Source organism: Acinetobacter sp. 16 (assembly GCF_033439925.1).
Lineage (GTDB): Bacteria > Pseudomonadota > Gammaproteobacteria > Pseudomonadales > Moraxellaceae > Acinetobacter > Acinetobacter junii.
The window spans coordinates 1,707,530-1,720,378 of sequence record NZ_CP137746.1 but is presented as its reverse complement, the minus strand read 5'-3'; the positions used below and the strand labels follow the sequence as shown (position 1 = coordinate 1,720,378).

Annotated in this window: 16 protein-coding genes and 1 riboswitch; of the genes, 8 read left to right on the top strand and 8 right to left on the bottom strand. The window is 37.2% G+C overall.

The window, feature by feature from the left end; genetic code table 11:
- Nucleotides 1–57 precede the first annotated feature (57 nt).
- The 3 genes from R2H34_RS08465 to R2H34_RS08455 all read left to right on the top strand — a co-directional run bounded on the left by R2H34_RS08465 (nt 58) and on the right by R2H34_RS08455 (nt 2,396).
- Complete coding sequence (locus R2H34_RS08465) at nt 58–699, top strand: TetR/AcrR family transcriptional regulator (RefSeq protein WP_004954566.1); 642 nt, start codon at nt 58–60, stop codon at nt 697–699.
- Between the two features lie 113 nt (nt 700–812).
- Entirely contained in the window at nt 813–1,733 is a 921-nt protein-coding gene (gene argF / locus R2H34_RS08460) for an ornithine carbamoyltransferase (protein WP_004915611.1), read from the top strand.
- 138 nt (nt 1,734–1,871) lie between these two features.
- Nucleotides 1,872–2,396, top strand: a complete 525-nt coding sequence (locus tag R2H34_RS08455; protein WP_087539282.1) for a fused DSP-PTPase phosphatase/NAD kinase-like protein — start codon at nt 1,872–1,874, stop codon at nt 2,394–2,396.
- Here the strand turns inward: R2H34_RS08455 and ispF are convergent.
- Nucleotides 2,384–2,875, bottom strand: coding sequence for a 2-C-methyl-D-erythritol 2,4-cyclodiphosphate synthase (gene ispF, locus R2H34_RS08450; RefSeq protein WP_004915605.1), 492 nt, complete (start codon nt 2,873–2,875; stop codon nt 2,384–2,386). The genes R2H34_RS08455 and ispF overlap by 13 nt on opposite strands.
- 98 nt (nt 2,876–2,973) lie before the next feature.
- Between ispF and R2H34_RS08445 the strand changes: the two genes are divergently transcribed.
- Nucleotides 2,974–3,621, top strand: a complete 648-nt coding sequence (locus R2H34_RS08445; protein WP_151730765.1) for a hypothetical protein — start codon at nt 2,974–2,976, stop codon at nt 3,619–3,621.
- A 47-nt stretch (nt 3,622–3,668) separates the two neighbouring features.
- On the opposite strand, the gene R2H34_RS08440 is transcribed toward R2H34_RS08445, so the two are convergent.
- The 4 genes from R2H34_RS08440 to R2H34_RS08425 all read right to left on the bottom strand — a co-directional run bounded on the left by R2H34_RS08440 (nt 3,669) and on the right by R2H34_RS08425 (nt 8,450).
- The gene (locus R2H34_RS08440) at nt 3,669–4,913 is read right to left on the bottom strand and encodes a D-amino acid dehydrogenase (RefSeq protein WP_087539278.1); all 1,245 of its coding nucleotides are present in this window, start codon (nt 4,911–4,913) and stop codon (nt 3,669–3,671) included.
- A 179-nt stretch (nt 4,914–5,092) separates the two neighbouring features.
- Nucleotides 5,093–5,182: riboswitch (glycine riboswitch) on the bottom strand.
- 137 nt (nt 5,183–5,319) lie between these two features.
- Nucleotides 5,320–5,811 (bottom strand): hypothetical protein, encoded by a 492-nt coding sequence (locus R2H34_RS08435; protein ID WP_042890791.1) that lies wholly within the window; start codon nt 5,809–5,811, stop codon nt 5,320–5,322.
- Nucleotides 5,812–5,930: 119 nt separating this feature from the next.
- The gene (gene fumC / locus R2H34_RS08430) at nt 5,931–7,325 is read right to left on the bottom strand and encodes a class II fumarate hydratase (RefSeq protein WP_087539276.1); all 1,395 of its coding nucleotides are present in this window, start codon (nt 7,323–7,325) and stop codon (nt 5,931–5,933) included.
- A 117-nt stretch (nt 7,326–7,442) separates the two neighbouring features.
- The gene (locus R2H34_RS08425) at nt 7,443–8,450 is read right to left on the bottom strand and encodes an SDR family NAD(P)-dependent oxidoreductase (protein WP_318342555.1); all 1,008 of its coding nucleotides are present in this window, start codon (nt 8,448–8,450) and stop codon (nt 7,443–7,445) included.
- Nucleotides 8,451–8,513: 63 nt separating this feature from the next.
- On the opposite strand from R2H34_RS08425, the gene tusD reads away from it, so the two are divergent.
- Genes tusD through R2H34_RS08405 form a run of 4 tightly spaced genes read left to right on the top strand, consistent with a single transcriptional unit; the run spans nt 8,514 to nt 9,916 of the window.
- Nucleotides 8,514–8,882: a sulfurtransferase complex subunit TusD gene (gene tusD / locus R2H34_RS08420; protein ID WP_004954585.1), complete on the top strand. Its 369-nt coding sequence runs from the start codon at nt 8,514–8,516 to the stop codon at nt 8,880–8,882.
- A 44-nt stretch (nt 8,883–8,926) separates the two neighbouring features.
- Nucleotides 8,927–9,277, top strand: a complete 351-nt coding sequence (locus tag R2H34_RS08415; protein ID WP_004915593.1) for a hypothetical protein — start codon at nt 8,927–8,929, stop codon at nt 9,275–9,277.
- Between the two features lie 13 nt (nt 9,278–9,290).
- On the top strand, nt 9,291–9,575 hold the full coding sequence (locus tag R2H34_RS08410) for a hypothetical protein (protein WP_004915591.1): 285 nt from the start codon (nt 9,291–9,293) through the stop codon (nt 9,573–9,575).
- Between the two features lie 29 nt (nt 9,576–9,604).
- A complete protein-coding gene (locus tag R2H34_RS08405; RefSeq protein WP_004915588.1) occupies nt 9,605–9,916 on the top strand; it encodes a TusE/DsrC/DsvC family sulfur relay protein in 312 nt (103 codons plus the stop codon).
- 110 nt (nt 9,917–10,026) lie between these two features.
- On the opposite strand, the gene R2H34_RS08400 is transcribed toward R2H34_RS08405, so the two are convergent.
- The 3 genes from R2H34_RS08400 to moaCB form a co-directional block, all read right to left on the bottom strand.
- Nucleotides 10,027–10,509: a winged helix-turn-helix transcriptional regulator gene (locus R2H34_RS08400; protein ID WP_151730309.1), complete on the bottom strand. Its 483-nt coding sequence runs from the start codon at nt 10,507–10,509 to the stop codon at nt 10,027–10,029.
- Between the two features lie 177 nt (nt 10,510–10,686).
- On the bottom strand, nt 10,687–11,916 hold the full coding sequence (locus R2H34_RS08395) for a molybdopterin molybdotransferase MoeA (protein ID WP_042890701.1): 1,230 nt from the start codon (nt 11,914–11,916) through the stop codon (nt 10,687–10,689).
- Nucleotides 11,916–12,839, bottom strand: a complete 924-nt coding sequence (gene moaCB, locus R2H34_RS08390; protein WP_039047881.1) for a bifunctional molybdenum cofactor biosynthesis protein MoaC/MoaB — start codon at nt 12,837–12,839, stop codon at nt 11,916–11,918. The genes R2H34_RS08395 and moaCB overlap by 1 nt, the downstream gene beginning before the upstream one ends.
- Between the last annotated feature and the right edge of the window lie 10 nt (nt 12,840–12,849).

Here is a 12,849-nt window from a genome sequence, read left to right as displayed (position 1 = left end):
CTTTACATAGGGTTTTTGATATACTATTAAAAATCCCGCTATATCTAAGCCAGAGTAATGACTGATCTTTGTTATCCAAGTTGTGAACAACCTCAAACTCGTCGTGGGCAAGAGCGTCGACTTGCACTGCTGATTTGTGCAACTGATCTGTTCTTAGAACGCGGTTATGACGCTGTTTCTTTAGATGATATTGTTCATCATGCCGGCGGTTCAAAAACATCAATTTATAAGTATTTTGGCAATAAAGAAGGGCTTTTCACTGCGATCTGCGATTACCGCCGCGAAGTCTTCTTCAAAGATATATGCTTACCATACATTTGTAATGTTACAAACTTAAGAAATTACCTTGTACAAACGCTGCAAAGATTTTATCAGCACATCATACAGCCTAAAAATATTGCATTCATGCGTATGTTTCTTGAGCAATCACAGAACAATACCGACCTTGCCCACTATCTTTATAATAAATGTGCGATGAACATTCAAAATAGTGTATCACTTGCGCTAGAACAAGCTCATCATTCAGGTGAAATTTTTTGCGAAAAGCCACAATTTTCAGCCACGATGTATTTTGGAATTCTTCGGGATGTTGAATGGCGTATTTTGATGGGTCTAGATGTACCCGCTGAAGACAAAGAAATATTTGATTATATTGATTTTTCTGTTGATTTGTTTCTAAAAGCTCATCAAAAAGTCTAATTCTTTTGCTTTTTCTTGAGCGTATAGTATAGTAGTCAATTCGTTTTTTGTTCACCACCCATTAAACAACAATTAATTATTGTTTTTATTCAATAATTATTGTGGGAGTAATTATGGCGCTTCGGCATTTCCTGACTTTAAGAGACCTGTCTTCTTTAGAATTGCAACGCATTTTAGATCGTGCTCATGAACTTAAACGCATGCAACATAGCAATACGGTATTCCAGCCTTTTGTTGGTAAAGTTTTGGGAATGATCTTCGAAAAATCAAGTACACGTACTCGTATTTCATTCGAAGCTGGAATTTGCCAATTCGGTGGTAGTGCCATTTTCCTATCTCCGCGCGATACTCAGCTTGGTCGTGGCGAACCAATTGAAGATTCAGCTCGTGTAATTTCAAGCATGCTAGATATCGTTATGATTCGTACATTCGGTCATGACATCGTAGAGCGCTTTGCGTCTTATTCTACTGTACCTGTAATCAACGGTCTCACTGACGATCATCACCCTTGCCAACTTCTTGCAGATCTGCAAACTTATGAAGAGCATCGAGGTAGTATCAAAGGTCGAACAGTTGCATGGATTGGTGATGGCAATAACATGTGTAATTCGTATATCGAAGCTGCTCACATGATGGGTTTCAAACTCAAAATTGCATCTCCAGAAGGTTACGAACCGAAACCTGAATTTTTAGCTGAATTTGCTGACTGTGTTGAAGTTTTCAATAAAGCTGAAGATGCCGCGGTGAATGCTGATCTGATCGTGACAGACGTTTGGGCAAGCATGGGGCAAGAAGAAGAACAAAAATTAAGAGAAAAAGCATTTGCTGACTTCCAAGTAAATGAAAAACTCATGGATTTAGCACATCCAGACTGTTTGTTTATGCATTGCTTACCAGCTCATCGTGGCGAAGAGATTTCAGAAAATATGCTTGATCACAAAAACTCTGTGGTTTGGTCTGAAGCAGAAAACCGTTTGCATGCACAAAAAGCATTAATGGAATTCTTGCTTAATGAAAATTTAAAGAAAGACTAACTAAAAAAACAGCATCAATTGATGCTGTTTTTTTTTGACAAAAATTGAAGACTTGAAGTAAAAGACGTATATTAGATTAAATACTTTAGTGTAAATTTCTCATATTTTGAGAAGCAAACTAATTAAATAGTAGATATTATGACTTCCTTAGAACAAGCTTTATCACAAGTACCACACTTTTCCTTTGTCCATGAGCACTTATTTAACTCGGCGCAACCCACCATAGATCAACTTCATCATATTAAAGAATATGGGTGCAGTACTGTTATTAATTTATCTACTAGTAAATCTGCAGATCATCTCAATCACCAAGATCAAATTTGCTTAGATATCGGGCTAAATTACATACACATTCCAATTAACTGGGAAATTCCAAGCTCTGATCAATGCTTACTTGTTTTAGATTTAATCGACCATCTTGTTAAAAATGAAATTGTCTGGCTACACTGCACGGAAAATATGCGTGCGAGTTGTTTGATCTATTTATACCGTCAGTATTATATGAATATGGATATGCCAACTGCCCAAGAGTTACTTCATCAGGTATGGGAACCTAATGAAACTTGGACTGGTCTAATTCACAGTGTTTCATTACAGCTACAAGGAAGAAAATCAACATTAGAACTAGAGCAGTCACTGATTAACACAAATCATTTTACTTGATGAGAAATTAAAACCGTCGCTGTCGCTAAGATACCCTCTTGACGACCAGTAAATCCAAGCTGTTCTGTTGTTGTTGCCTTAATACTAATTTGCGTCACATCCACATCTAATACATCCGCGATAGATTGGCGCATTTCTAAATTATGCTTAGCAAGCTTTGGACGTTCACATGCAACTGTAATATCTGCATTATTTAGATGATAACCTCGATCTAAGATTAACTGATACACATGCTTGAGCAAAACTCGACTATCAGCACCTTTGTATCGTGGATCAGTATCTGGGAAATGCTGCCCTATATCACCTAATGCTAATGCACCTAATAACGCATCGCAAAGCGCATGCAATACAACGTCACCATCTGAATGTGCTTTTAAACCCTGAGTATGTGGAATTTTAATACCTGCGAGAGTTACAAAGTCACCTTCTTCAAACGCATGTACATCGATCCCTTGTCCAATACGAATTTGAGCAACCATATGATTTTCCTTTTACAATATACCGAACAAATCTTGTATTCAGGCTTTCTATTTCGCTATAGTACGTTGAGCAAATTAGACTGAAAGTATAAGTGATTATGCTGTTTAACACTGTAAGAAATCAATTAAAGAAAACGGGTTACATTATTACATTGAGTTGTTTTTGCTCAACATTTGTGTACGCGAAATCTATTGATTGCACTAATAGCAAATTTCAAGGAAAGAAAATTTGCTCACAGCAACATTCGGATAATGTTCAAAAGCTAAATAATAAGTTTTTAACAGCTTATCTTGTTACAGATGCACCTTTGCAACTTTTACACGACACGCAAAAACTCTGGCTTAATCAAATTCAACAATGCAAATCAAAGACATGTTTTCAGCAACAATTTGATTTGCGTTTTGATGATTTGAACTTTTATACATCGATGAATCAAACGCTCACGCAACATTATTTAAAATTTGAGAATGGTAGATTGTCTGAACTTCCTGTGCATTTACAGATTCATCAACTTGATAAAGATAAGCTAAAAATTGAAGGTATAGCCTACCGAAATCCAAACAATCGCATTGAAACTCAAACTATGTCTCTGCTTGCATACAGCACACCCGAAAAAAAGAACCAAATTATTGATAATGAAAAGAAATGCCAATATCAGTTTGATTTTCAAAAAGCTCTACTTGTTATTAAAAGTGATCAAAAAGGATGTGAGCGTTTTACAGGAATATATCGTTTATACGATTAAGAAGAATTATGAAAAAATGCCGATGTATAAACATCGGCATTTTAAATTTAGTTTGGAAATTTTTGTGAGATTTCTTGACTAATAATCACAGCAGTAGCTGCTGATAATGTCCACCCTAAATGTCCATGTCCCGTATTGTAGAAAACACGTGATTGTCGACCTTGCTTAACCACAGGCAGCATATTAGGCATCATTGGACGCAACCCAGCCCAAGGTACTGAATGCTCTGTAGAAATATCAAAATTTTGGTTAACCCAATTGATTAATGGTTGAATCCGATCAGCACGTATATCACGATTATAGCCATTAAATTCAGCTGTACCAGCCACACGGAACCTGTCTGCACCCAATCGTGATGTCACAATTTTTGCACTTTCATCTAACAGACTGACCCAAGGTGCATTCTTTATACTACGTTCATCTTTGAGTTGCACTGTGATTGAGTATCCTTTCACTGGATATACATTAACGCTATCTCCAAGCATATCTGCTAACTGATAACTTCCCACACCACCACACACAACAATCAAATCCGCTTCAATTTCAGTGCGCTCTTCAGATTCAGCATCCATATTTTCAGAGCTTTTTTTACATTGAATAATCACTTTGTCTTGTAAACATTTTACGTCTACAACATCTAATCCAAAGCGATAATTAACACCATATTCTTCAGTTTTTTGTGCTAAGCCTACTGAATATTTATGGATATCTCCAGTTGCATCTCCAGCTGTGTAATATCCACCATAATAATCTCCAGTCAATGTAGGCTCTATTGCTCTCATTTCCTCTGGAGTAATTGCATTACGCTCAAGTTTTCCTTCTACTAAGATATCATTCACTTTTTTTGCAATTTCGAAATCTTCTTTTGTATGGTACATGTGCAAAATACCACGCTTTTCAAGATCAAATGACAGATTCTCTTTTTCAGCCACCTCAAAAAGACGTTGTCTAGCCATCAGTGCTAAACCCACTGTTTCAATGGTATTTGCTTTATAGTTTTTAATATGTGTTAAGAATTCAACCAGCCAACGATATTTATGCACACTGAAAGAAGGATTGAGCAACAATGGTGCATCTTTTTTACTCATCCATTTAATGCCCTTTAGCACTGTAGCTTTTTGATTCCATACTTCAGCATTACAAGCGGATAACTGCCCCCCATTCGCAAAAGAGGTTTCCATCGCTGGAAATAGATGACGATCGATTACCGTCACTTTATAACCTAATTTTATTAATTCATATGCAGACGTTACACCCGTAATCCCCGCACCAATAACAACAACATGAGGCATAGCTAACTCCTAGAAATGCAAAGCATTCCTTTTTTGTATAGCCCCATCTGTCATGGTACCTGAGAGTTTCGGCAGATGATTACCAATTAATCATTAAGCCTTCCCCTTCGGTGAGTGTTTTGTGTAGAAAATAAATTGTGTTGTTTCTACATTAAGAGCACTGCTCTCCAGATTGTATTTATATTATTACAGTCCTTTTGCCTGAGAGTTTCCGGGGTCGTTGCTCCTTCGGCGAGTTCATTGAAGAACTTCTCTCCCGCAATAATATTTATATCCCTATAAGCAATATATATGCCGTAGTGAAATACAGACATGAATATGTTGTAATTCTTTGTAGGTCGTTCTTTATTCTACTCTAAATTTGCTCAAGAATAAAAAAAGCAGACGACTTGTCTGCTTTAGATTTTTAGAATTTACATTGCAAAATTTGTTCAGAGAAATTTCCTTTCCAAAGTTCTCTTAACTTAGGTAAATAAAATTTTTCTCCAATCATTACTAATTCAGCATCAATCAAAGCATGGATTTCGTGCATTAAAATATAATCAAGCTCAATCAATGATAACTGAGGATGCTTTTGGGAAATTTGCTTACGTCTGATCTGCGCTTTCTTCACTAAATCATTCGCAAAATTCTTATCTTTATATGTTGTGATTGCACTTAGGCGTAGCTCAATAACCCCCCAACCTTCAACAAGCTTTTTAAATACATCAAAATCACTCGATGTAGCTTCCCATGTTACGTTTTCTAAATTGTTGTCTTCAGGTAGTACAGGCAATAATAAATCGGCTGTACTAGGAAATATTTTTTTTAAATTTAACAGAAACTTAACAGGATTTTCATTTGGAATATCTGAAAATTGGATATGGGTTTGAGTATCTGTTAAATATATTTTGAGCATAACAAAGCAACAGTCAAATAAATCAAAAGCGTATTGTACGCAGTTCACTTTATAAAAACTACTCATAAAAAAACCCTCAGCAAAGGTAAAGGTTTTTTTATTGATATATTTAAAGCACTTTATTTAGTGTTTGGAGAGACCATATTTTCTGGCTTAACCACCTCATCAAATTGCGCTTCGGAGACTAAACCAAGTTCTACAGCCACCTGCTTAAGGGTTTTATTTTCTTTATATGCTGTTTTAGCTACTTTGGCTGAATTTTCATAACCAATCACAGGATTAAGTGCTGTGACTAACATTAATGAATTATGCAAGAAATAATCAATTTTTTCTCGATTTGGTTCAATTCCTATTGCACAATGATCGTTAAAACTATTACAAGCATCGCCAAGCAATTGAATAGATTGTAAAAGATTATAGGCAATCACAGGCATAAAAACATTTAGCTCAAAATTACCCGATGCACCTGCGACATTGATCGTCGTATCATTCCCTAACACTTGAGCAACAACCATCGTCATAGATTCACTTTGAGTTGGATTGACTTTACCAGGCATAATGCTAGAGCCAGGTTCATTTTCAGGAATCCGCAACTCCCCAAAACTACAGCGTGGTCCACTGGCTAACCATCGAATATCATTCGCGATCTTATTTAGGCTGACAGCAAGCGTTTTTAGAGCACCTGAGGCAAATACGGCAGCATCTCTTCCTGCCAATGCTTCAAACTTATTAGGTGCTGTTATAAAAGGTAGTCCCGTCAAACCACTTAATTGTTCAGCTGCTTTAACTGCATAATCTGGATGAGCATTCAGTCCAGTGCCAACAGCCGTTCCACCAAGTGGCAATTCATACAAACCAGCTAATGCTTGGTTTAAACGCTTAAGTCCATGTTCAAGCTGTGAGACATACCCACTAAATTCTTGACCCAATGTAAGCGGCGTTGCATCTTGTAGATGTGTACGTCCAATCTTCACGATGTCATTAAACTCTTGTGATTTAGCGTGCAGAGTATCTTTTAACTTCTCAACGGCAGGGATTAATAATTCATTAATTTGAAGTGCGGCAGCAACATGAATTGCTGTAGGAAAAGAATCATTTGTAGATTGAGCTCGATTTACATGATCATTTGGATGTACAGGATTTTGGGCACCTAAAGCATGACCAAGCTTCTGATTCGCAATATTTGCAATCACTTCATTGCAATTCATATTACTTTGCGTACCCGAGCCCGTTTGCCACACTACAAGTGGAAATTGATCATCCCACTTGCCTTCAATCACCTCTTCAGCAGCATCTACGATATATTGGCTTAACTCTTGAGGCAGTTGTTTTAACTCAGCATTAGTTATTGCTGCGGCTTTCTTTACAAGCCCCATTGCACGAATCATTGCTCTTGGTAATCTTTCATGTCCTATTTTGAAGTTTTGCAAACTTCTTTGAGTTTGCGCCCCCCATAAAGCATTGTTTGGAACTGCAACCTCACCCATCGTGTCATGTTCAATTCGCATTTGCATAAAACACCTCAAATTCAATCAATAAACTTTTATAAATGGGCTAGAGCGGATGGTGCTTTGGCTTATATTTCTATCCTAATGAAAGTAGCTATAAATATAAATAAGAATCATTATTTATTAGTTACCCTTCAAAATATTGAGATAAAATCTCCATTCATCCTCAATCATCTGGGTTAAAGAACGCTTAGGAGTCCAATTCAATATTTTCACAGCCTTATCGATATTCGCCCCAAGCTGACTAAGCTCCTCATGTTGATAAACAGCCGGCTGCACGCGTATCTCCATTTTGGTTACTTTACTAATTTCTTCAATTAATTTGCTTATTGAAGTTAAATCATTATGGGCGATATTAAAACTCTCTAAACATCCTTGTTGAGTTGATAACCAATGTAAAGATGCTAATACAGCATCACAAGCATCCAATACATGTAAAAAGCTTCGCTCAACAGTACCATCAGTAGTATTTGCCTGATTTTGGAGTTCAATGCACTCTCTTTGCATCGCGGCAACCTGCAAAGCGAGTGGTACGATATTTTTGGGCAATTGCGGAACGTATTCCCCTAAAACCCCATGTTCAAATGCACCAACAATATTAGACAATCTTAGATTTACCATTTTCCAATCATGGTCGACTTTGTAAGTATCAGCGATGATGTCTTCAACCATTTGTTGCGAACGGATATAAGGATTTGAATAGGTATAATTAAATTCCGTATCCTCAATCAATTGATCATCTGATTTACCATAAACGGCTAAACTGGAAATATTAACTAGTTGCCGAACACCCATCCGTTGCATCGCACGGAGTAAACTCATAATACTACTGACATTATCGTTATAATATTCAAGTGGTTTTAACACGGATTCTTCTAAAGATTTAAAACTTGCCGTGTGAATAACAGTGTCTATTGAGTATTGTTCAAAGACTTTATTTAATGCAGGTGTATTTCGGACATCGAGCTTGGCAAATGGTATATACATACCTGAGATATACTCTAGGCGTTCCAAAGTTTGCAATGTAGAATTAGCTAAGTTATCAACAATGACGATCTCATGACCTCGAGCCAATAAACTCAAGGCAATGTGGGAACCAATAAAGCCTAAACCACCTGTCACCAAAATCATTGTATACTTGCCTTCTTTTTAATATGTCCATCATTTGCCGACTATAGCTATAGTGAATGTTCAATGAGTACACTACTATTAATTACCTCAGCACCAACGTCTATCATCGCTTGGCATGCTTTTGGTTTAGCTCAAGCATTGCAAGACAAGCATGAAGAGTTTCGTGTTTTCTTTTACCAAGATGGTGTTCAAGTCGCGAATGATTTTCAGTGGTTTCCTGATGATCAACGTAATTTGAAACATGAATGGCAAAAACTTGGTATTCGACTCCCTGTCTGTGTCAGTGCTGCTCTCGCTAGAGGAATCACTGATGCGGACAATGCGCAACGTCATTCGCTACAACATCACAACTTAGCTCAAGGATTTGAGTTAGTCGGTCTCGGTGAATTAGCTGATGCTGTGCAAAGCTGTTCGCGGTTAATTCAATTTTAATTCTAAGTTCTTTATTAGAGTGTTGCTTTTAAAAGGTAAATTGTGTGAAAACTGTACTCGTCATCCTAACGCAGCCCAATTTGACCAGTTTGCAAATCAACGAAAGTTTATCTGCTACTATGGTTTTAGCAACCTTTGGCATATCTGTCAAAGTATTATTCAAAGACGCTGCAATTAGCCTACTAAACAATAAGCTACAATTTAATCAATTCCGTGATGCTTTTAAAATTGCATCCAATATGGTGGAAAGTTTTGAATTTTATGATTTGACACCAATTCTGATTGAAGAAAAAAATAAAGATCGTCATGAGGTTCAAAATTCTGATCAAGATATAGAACTGGTTAACCTGCTTCCTGAATTCGTTCGATCATTTGATCATGTCTTATATTGGTGATTGAGATTTCCCCATGAACAAAAAAACATTAATTATCATTCAGGCGCCATATAGCAATCTGGCGAAAGTTTGGAGCGAACTATATCAATTTGCATTAGTTGACGACCCGATCGTGATCATGGGTGAAGCTTTGTTAACTGTACCTGATGAAATTTTTAATAATTATCGGAACATATATTGTTTAGATTCAGATGTTAATTTACTAAATCAGACTAATCACACCCAAATCAAAATTTTGCAATACTCTGATTTTGCTGATTTAATTTTAGAGTTTAATCATTGTATTACACTTAAATAAGATATTTTTAATTTTGCTTAGGCTATTTTATGCAATTAGAGCTAGATCAAGACGGACATTTAGTTGACTATACCGTTTGGAACCATGAAGTTGCTAAGGAGCTTGCTAAATCATTAGATTTGGAGCTCACAGAATGGCATTTTGAGGTTTTAAATGCTGTACGTCAGTTTTATCAACAGTTTGGACATTCTCCAGCTACCCGACCACTAATAAAATTTTTAATGAAAACGGTAAGCCCTGAGATTAACAATGCTGAACTACAGCAGAAGTTCAATACAGGTTTAGTTGCACGCCACCTAAGCCGATTGGCGGGCGTTCCCAAACCTGCAAATTGTTTGTAAACACTTATGATTAAAGTTTTTTTTTAACATAGATAACAGATTAAACCCTAAAATTTTTGAAGTTCTATCTCATGTAATAAAACATGAGATAGAACAAGAAGAAACTTGAATTAAGCTGTCTTCTTCTTTTGCTCCACGAAAGCGAAATACCCTGGTCCAGCTGCAACTCTTACATCTTTTACATGAATAGGCTCTTCGCATTCAGAACAAAATACTTTGGGGCTTATTTTCTTGCCACAACTTTTATGTGTAAATTCTATCGGCTTACCTAACCCTTTATCCATCCACTTATCAGCCCACTGTACCATCGAAAGAATGATTGGATACAAGTCTAGTCCTTTTTCTGTAAGTTGATATTCAAACCGTTCTTGACGCTCGACATAAGGAACTTTAACTAAAATTTCATGTTCTACAAGTCGTTTTAAACGTTCTGATAACACATGACGTGTTAGCCCTAAGCTGCGCTGGAAATCATCAAAACGGCGTATACCCATAAAAGCATTTCGTAGAATCAACATTGTCCAACGATCACCTAGAACCGAAAGTGTTCTAGCAACAGAACATGGTTGCTCACCGATTTCTTCCCATTTCATTATTATCACCTAATTATTTTTAAAGTATTAAAAGACACCATCCATGTCTTGAACCGTATTATTTATAAGAACAACAATACTGACATTACACTAAACCAGTTTATTCATTAGATGCAATATCAGAACTCGTCAACAGTACCTAAAAAACAAATCTAGTTACATAATGTAATCAAAAAATTAAGTCGCTATAAATACACCTGTTAATTCTTGTCCAATCTCAAGTTTAATACTTGCAGGAACTCGAACCAAACAATTTGCTTGCATTAAATTACTGAGCATATGTGATTGTTGCTTAGCTAGACTTTTTAATTTTAATTGTCCATGTTCGTAATAAGCCTGCATTCTTAAAAAACGCTCACGTGCATCAGATTTAAGTTCGTGTGTTAATGTTCCACTAAACCAATTTATTGATTGATCTTGATTTTGCAATGCATCTAATAAAACCTTGCCATAGATTTGCATGCAAACATAAACTGCAGCTGGATTTCCAGGCAATCCAAGTAAAAAACAGCGATGCTCATCTTCAATATATTGGGCGAAGAAAAGTGGTTTACCTGGTTTTTGTTTAACTTTCCAAAATATTTGTTCGAAACCTGCGTCAAATGAACAAGGACGGACAAAATCATAGTCCCCAACAGATACACCACCTGTGGTGATGATCACATCATATTGTTGTTTTAATTGGTTAAAACATTGAGTAACACGTTGAGACTCATCTGCAATGTGCAGAATATTTACCTCTATGCCGTAATCTTCAAACCATGCTTTCAATAAAGGCCCATTTGCGTCAAAAACTTTGCCAGCTTTTAAATCTTCTGGTGTTTCAGCAACTTCATCACCAGTGACAAGCACAGCGACTTTAGGTAGTCGATATACAGCAATACTTCGTACACCGATCATACTCAATGCTGCAAGCGCACCAATATTAATTTTCTGACCACATTCAGCGATCTTCTGACCTAATTGAATTTCCTCGCCTGCAAAACGAATATCTGCTTGTTGCTGAATATGTTCAACTAAACGAATTTTATTATTTGATTCGATCTTTACAATTTCTTGTCTAGCGACATGTGTTGTACCAATTGGAATCTTACCCCCAGTAAAAATACGTATGGCTTGTCCCTGCAGAAGTTGATGATCAAGTTCACTTCCTGCTTTTATCTCTCCAATAACTTCAAATACTGAATCTTGAAGATTTTCAGAGGATGAACATATTGCATACCCATCCACAGCACTTTGTGAAAAAGTGGGTAAATCGACCCCAGAATACACATCTTGAGCCAAATAACGATTCAGACATTCGGTTAATGGCAGTTGCTCAACCGTCAATGCGCTAGGCGTTGACTGAATCAACGCCAAAGCATCATCAATACTGATCAACCCTTTCTCAGCACCACATCCTGACATTACTCATATCCCCCTGGATGTGGCAAATCACGGCAAACATCAAAAATATGCACCAAGGCTGGCAAAATTGCAGCCATTGATTCACTTGCGCCGCCACGACTACCAGGTAAGGTCACTACTAGCGAACGATCAATAAAACCAGCCACCCCACGCGACATAGCCGCATATGGCGTACGTTTCTGTCCAAAAGAACGTGCCGCTTCCATCAAACCATCCAATTTTCTTTCTAACAATGGCTCAAGCGTATCTACCGTTATGTCACGCTTCCCGATTCCTGTACCACCAACAGTCATAATGCATGCATAAGATTTGGTCAGTTCTAACACTAGATCCTTTAATTGATCAGATTCATCAGGCAGAATTTGATAATGAATTGGATCAAAACCAGCTTCTGTCAAAGTATCAACAACTGACTTTCCTGCCGTATCAGGTTTGCGACCAGCTGCCACAGTATCTGAGAGAACAATCACTGCAGCAGAAACAGGTTGACGTAAGGTACGTTTGAAATGTGATTTTCCGCCTTTTTTCTTGAGTAATTTACATTGATCTAAACAAAGCTCTTCAGGCTCACAATGCGGTTTTAACATGTCATATAACGTTAAACCTGCAAGACTGGCAGCTGTGAGTGCCTCCATCTCAACACCTGTAGGACCAATGGTTTCTACAGTGGTTAAAATTACGACATGATCATCATTTAATTCATATTCAACATCGGCGCGATAAATCGGTAATGGATGGCAAAGTGGAATCAGCTCATCCGTTCGTTTCGCTGCCAATATACCTGCAATACGTGCAGTTTTCAGCGCATCGCCCTTTTCAGTATTTCCGTCACGTAGGAGTTGAATACAATGTGCAGGTGCATGTAAGACAGCTTGTGCTTCAGCTACACGATAACTTTCGGGTTTCATCCCAACATTTTTCATTTTTACGTCC

What these genes read in the sequence shown, in the direction of transcription:
- R2H34_RS08465 (WP_004954566.1), top strand. Translation starts at nt 58, where the DNA reads ATGACTGATCTTTGTTATCCAAGTTGTGAACAACCTCAAACTCGTCGT.
- argF (WP_004915611.1), top strand. Translation starts at nt 813, where the DNA reads ATGGCGCTTCGGCATTTCCTGACTTTAAGAGACCTGTCTTCTTTAGAA.
- R2H34_RS08455 (WP_087539282.1), top strand. Translation starts at nt 1,872, where the DNA reads ATGACTTCCTTAGAACAAGCTTTATCACAAGTACCACACTTTTCCTTT.
- ispF (WP_004915605.1), bottom strand. Translation starts at nt 2,875, where the DNA reads ATGGTTGCTCAAATTCGTATTGGACAAGGGATCGATGTACATGCGTTT.
- R2H34_RS08445 (WP_151730765.1), top strand. Translation starts at nt 2,974, where the DNA reads ATGCTGTTTAACACTGTAAGAAATCAATTAAAGAAAACGGGTTACATT.
- R2H34_RS08440 (WP_087539278.1), bottom strand. Translation starts at nt 4,913, where the DNA reads ATGCCTCATGTTGTTGTTATTGGTGCGGGGATTACGGGTGTAACGTCT.
- R2H34_RS08435 (WP_042890791.1), bottom strand. Translation starts at nt 5,811, where the DNA reads ATGCTCAAAATATATTTAACAGATACTCAAACCCATATCCAATTTTCA.
- fumC (WP_087539276.1), bottom strand. Translation starts at nt 7,325, where the DNA reads ATGCAAATGCGAATTGAACATGACACGATGGGTGAGGTTGCAGTTCCA.
- R2H34_RS08425 (WP_318342555.1), bottom strand. Translation starts at nt 8,450, where the DNA reads ATGATTTTGGTGACAGGTGGTTTAGGCTTTATTGGTTCCCACATTGCC.
- tusD (WP_004954585.1), top strand. Translation starts at nt 8,514, where the DNA reads ATGAGTACACTACTATTAATTACCTCAGCACCAACGTCTATCATCGCT.
- R2H34_RS08410 (WP_004915591.1), top strand. Translation starts at nt 9,291, where the DNA reads ATGAACAAAAAAACATTAATTATCATTCAGGCGCCATATAGCAATCTG.
- R2H34_RS08405 (WP_004915588.1), top strand. Translation starts at nt 9,605, where the DNA reads ATGCAATTAGAGCTAGATCAAGACGGACATTTAGTTGACTATACCGTT.
- R2H34_RS08400 (WP_151730309.1), bottom strand. Translation starts at nt 10,509, where the DNA reads ATGAAATGGGAAGAAATCGGTGAGCAACCATGTTCTGTTGCTAGAACA.
- R2H34_RS08395 (WP_042890701.1), bottom strand. Translation starts at nt 11,916, where the DNA reads ATGTCAGGATGTGGTGCTGAGAAAGGGTTGATCAGTATTGATGATGCT.
- moaCB (WP_039047881.1), bottom strand. Translation starts at nt 12,839, where the DNA reads ATGAAAAATGTTGGGATGAAACCCGAAAGTTATCGTGTAGCTGAAGCA.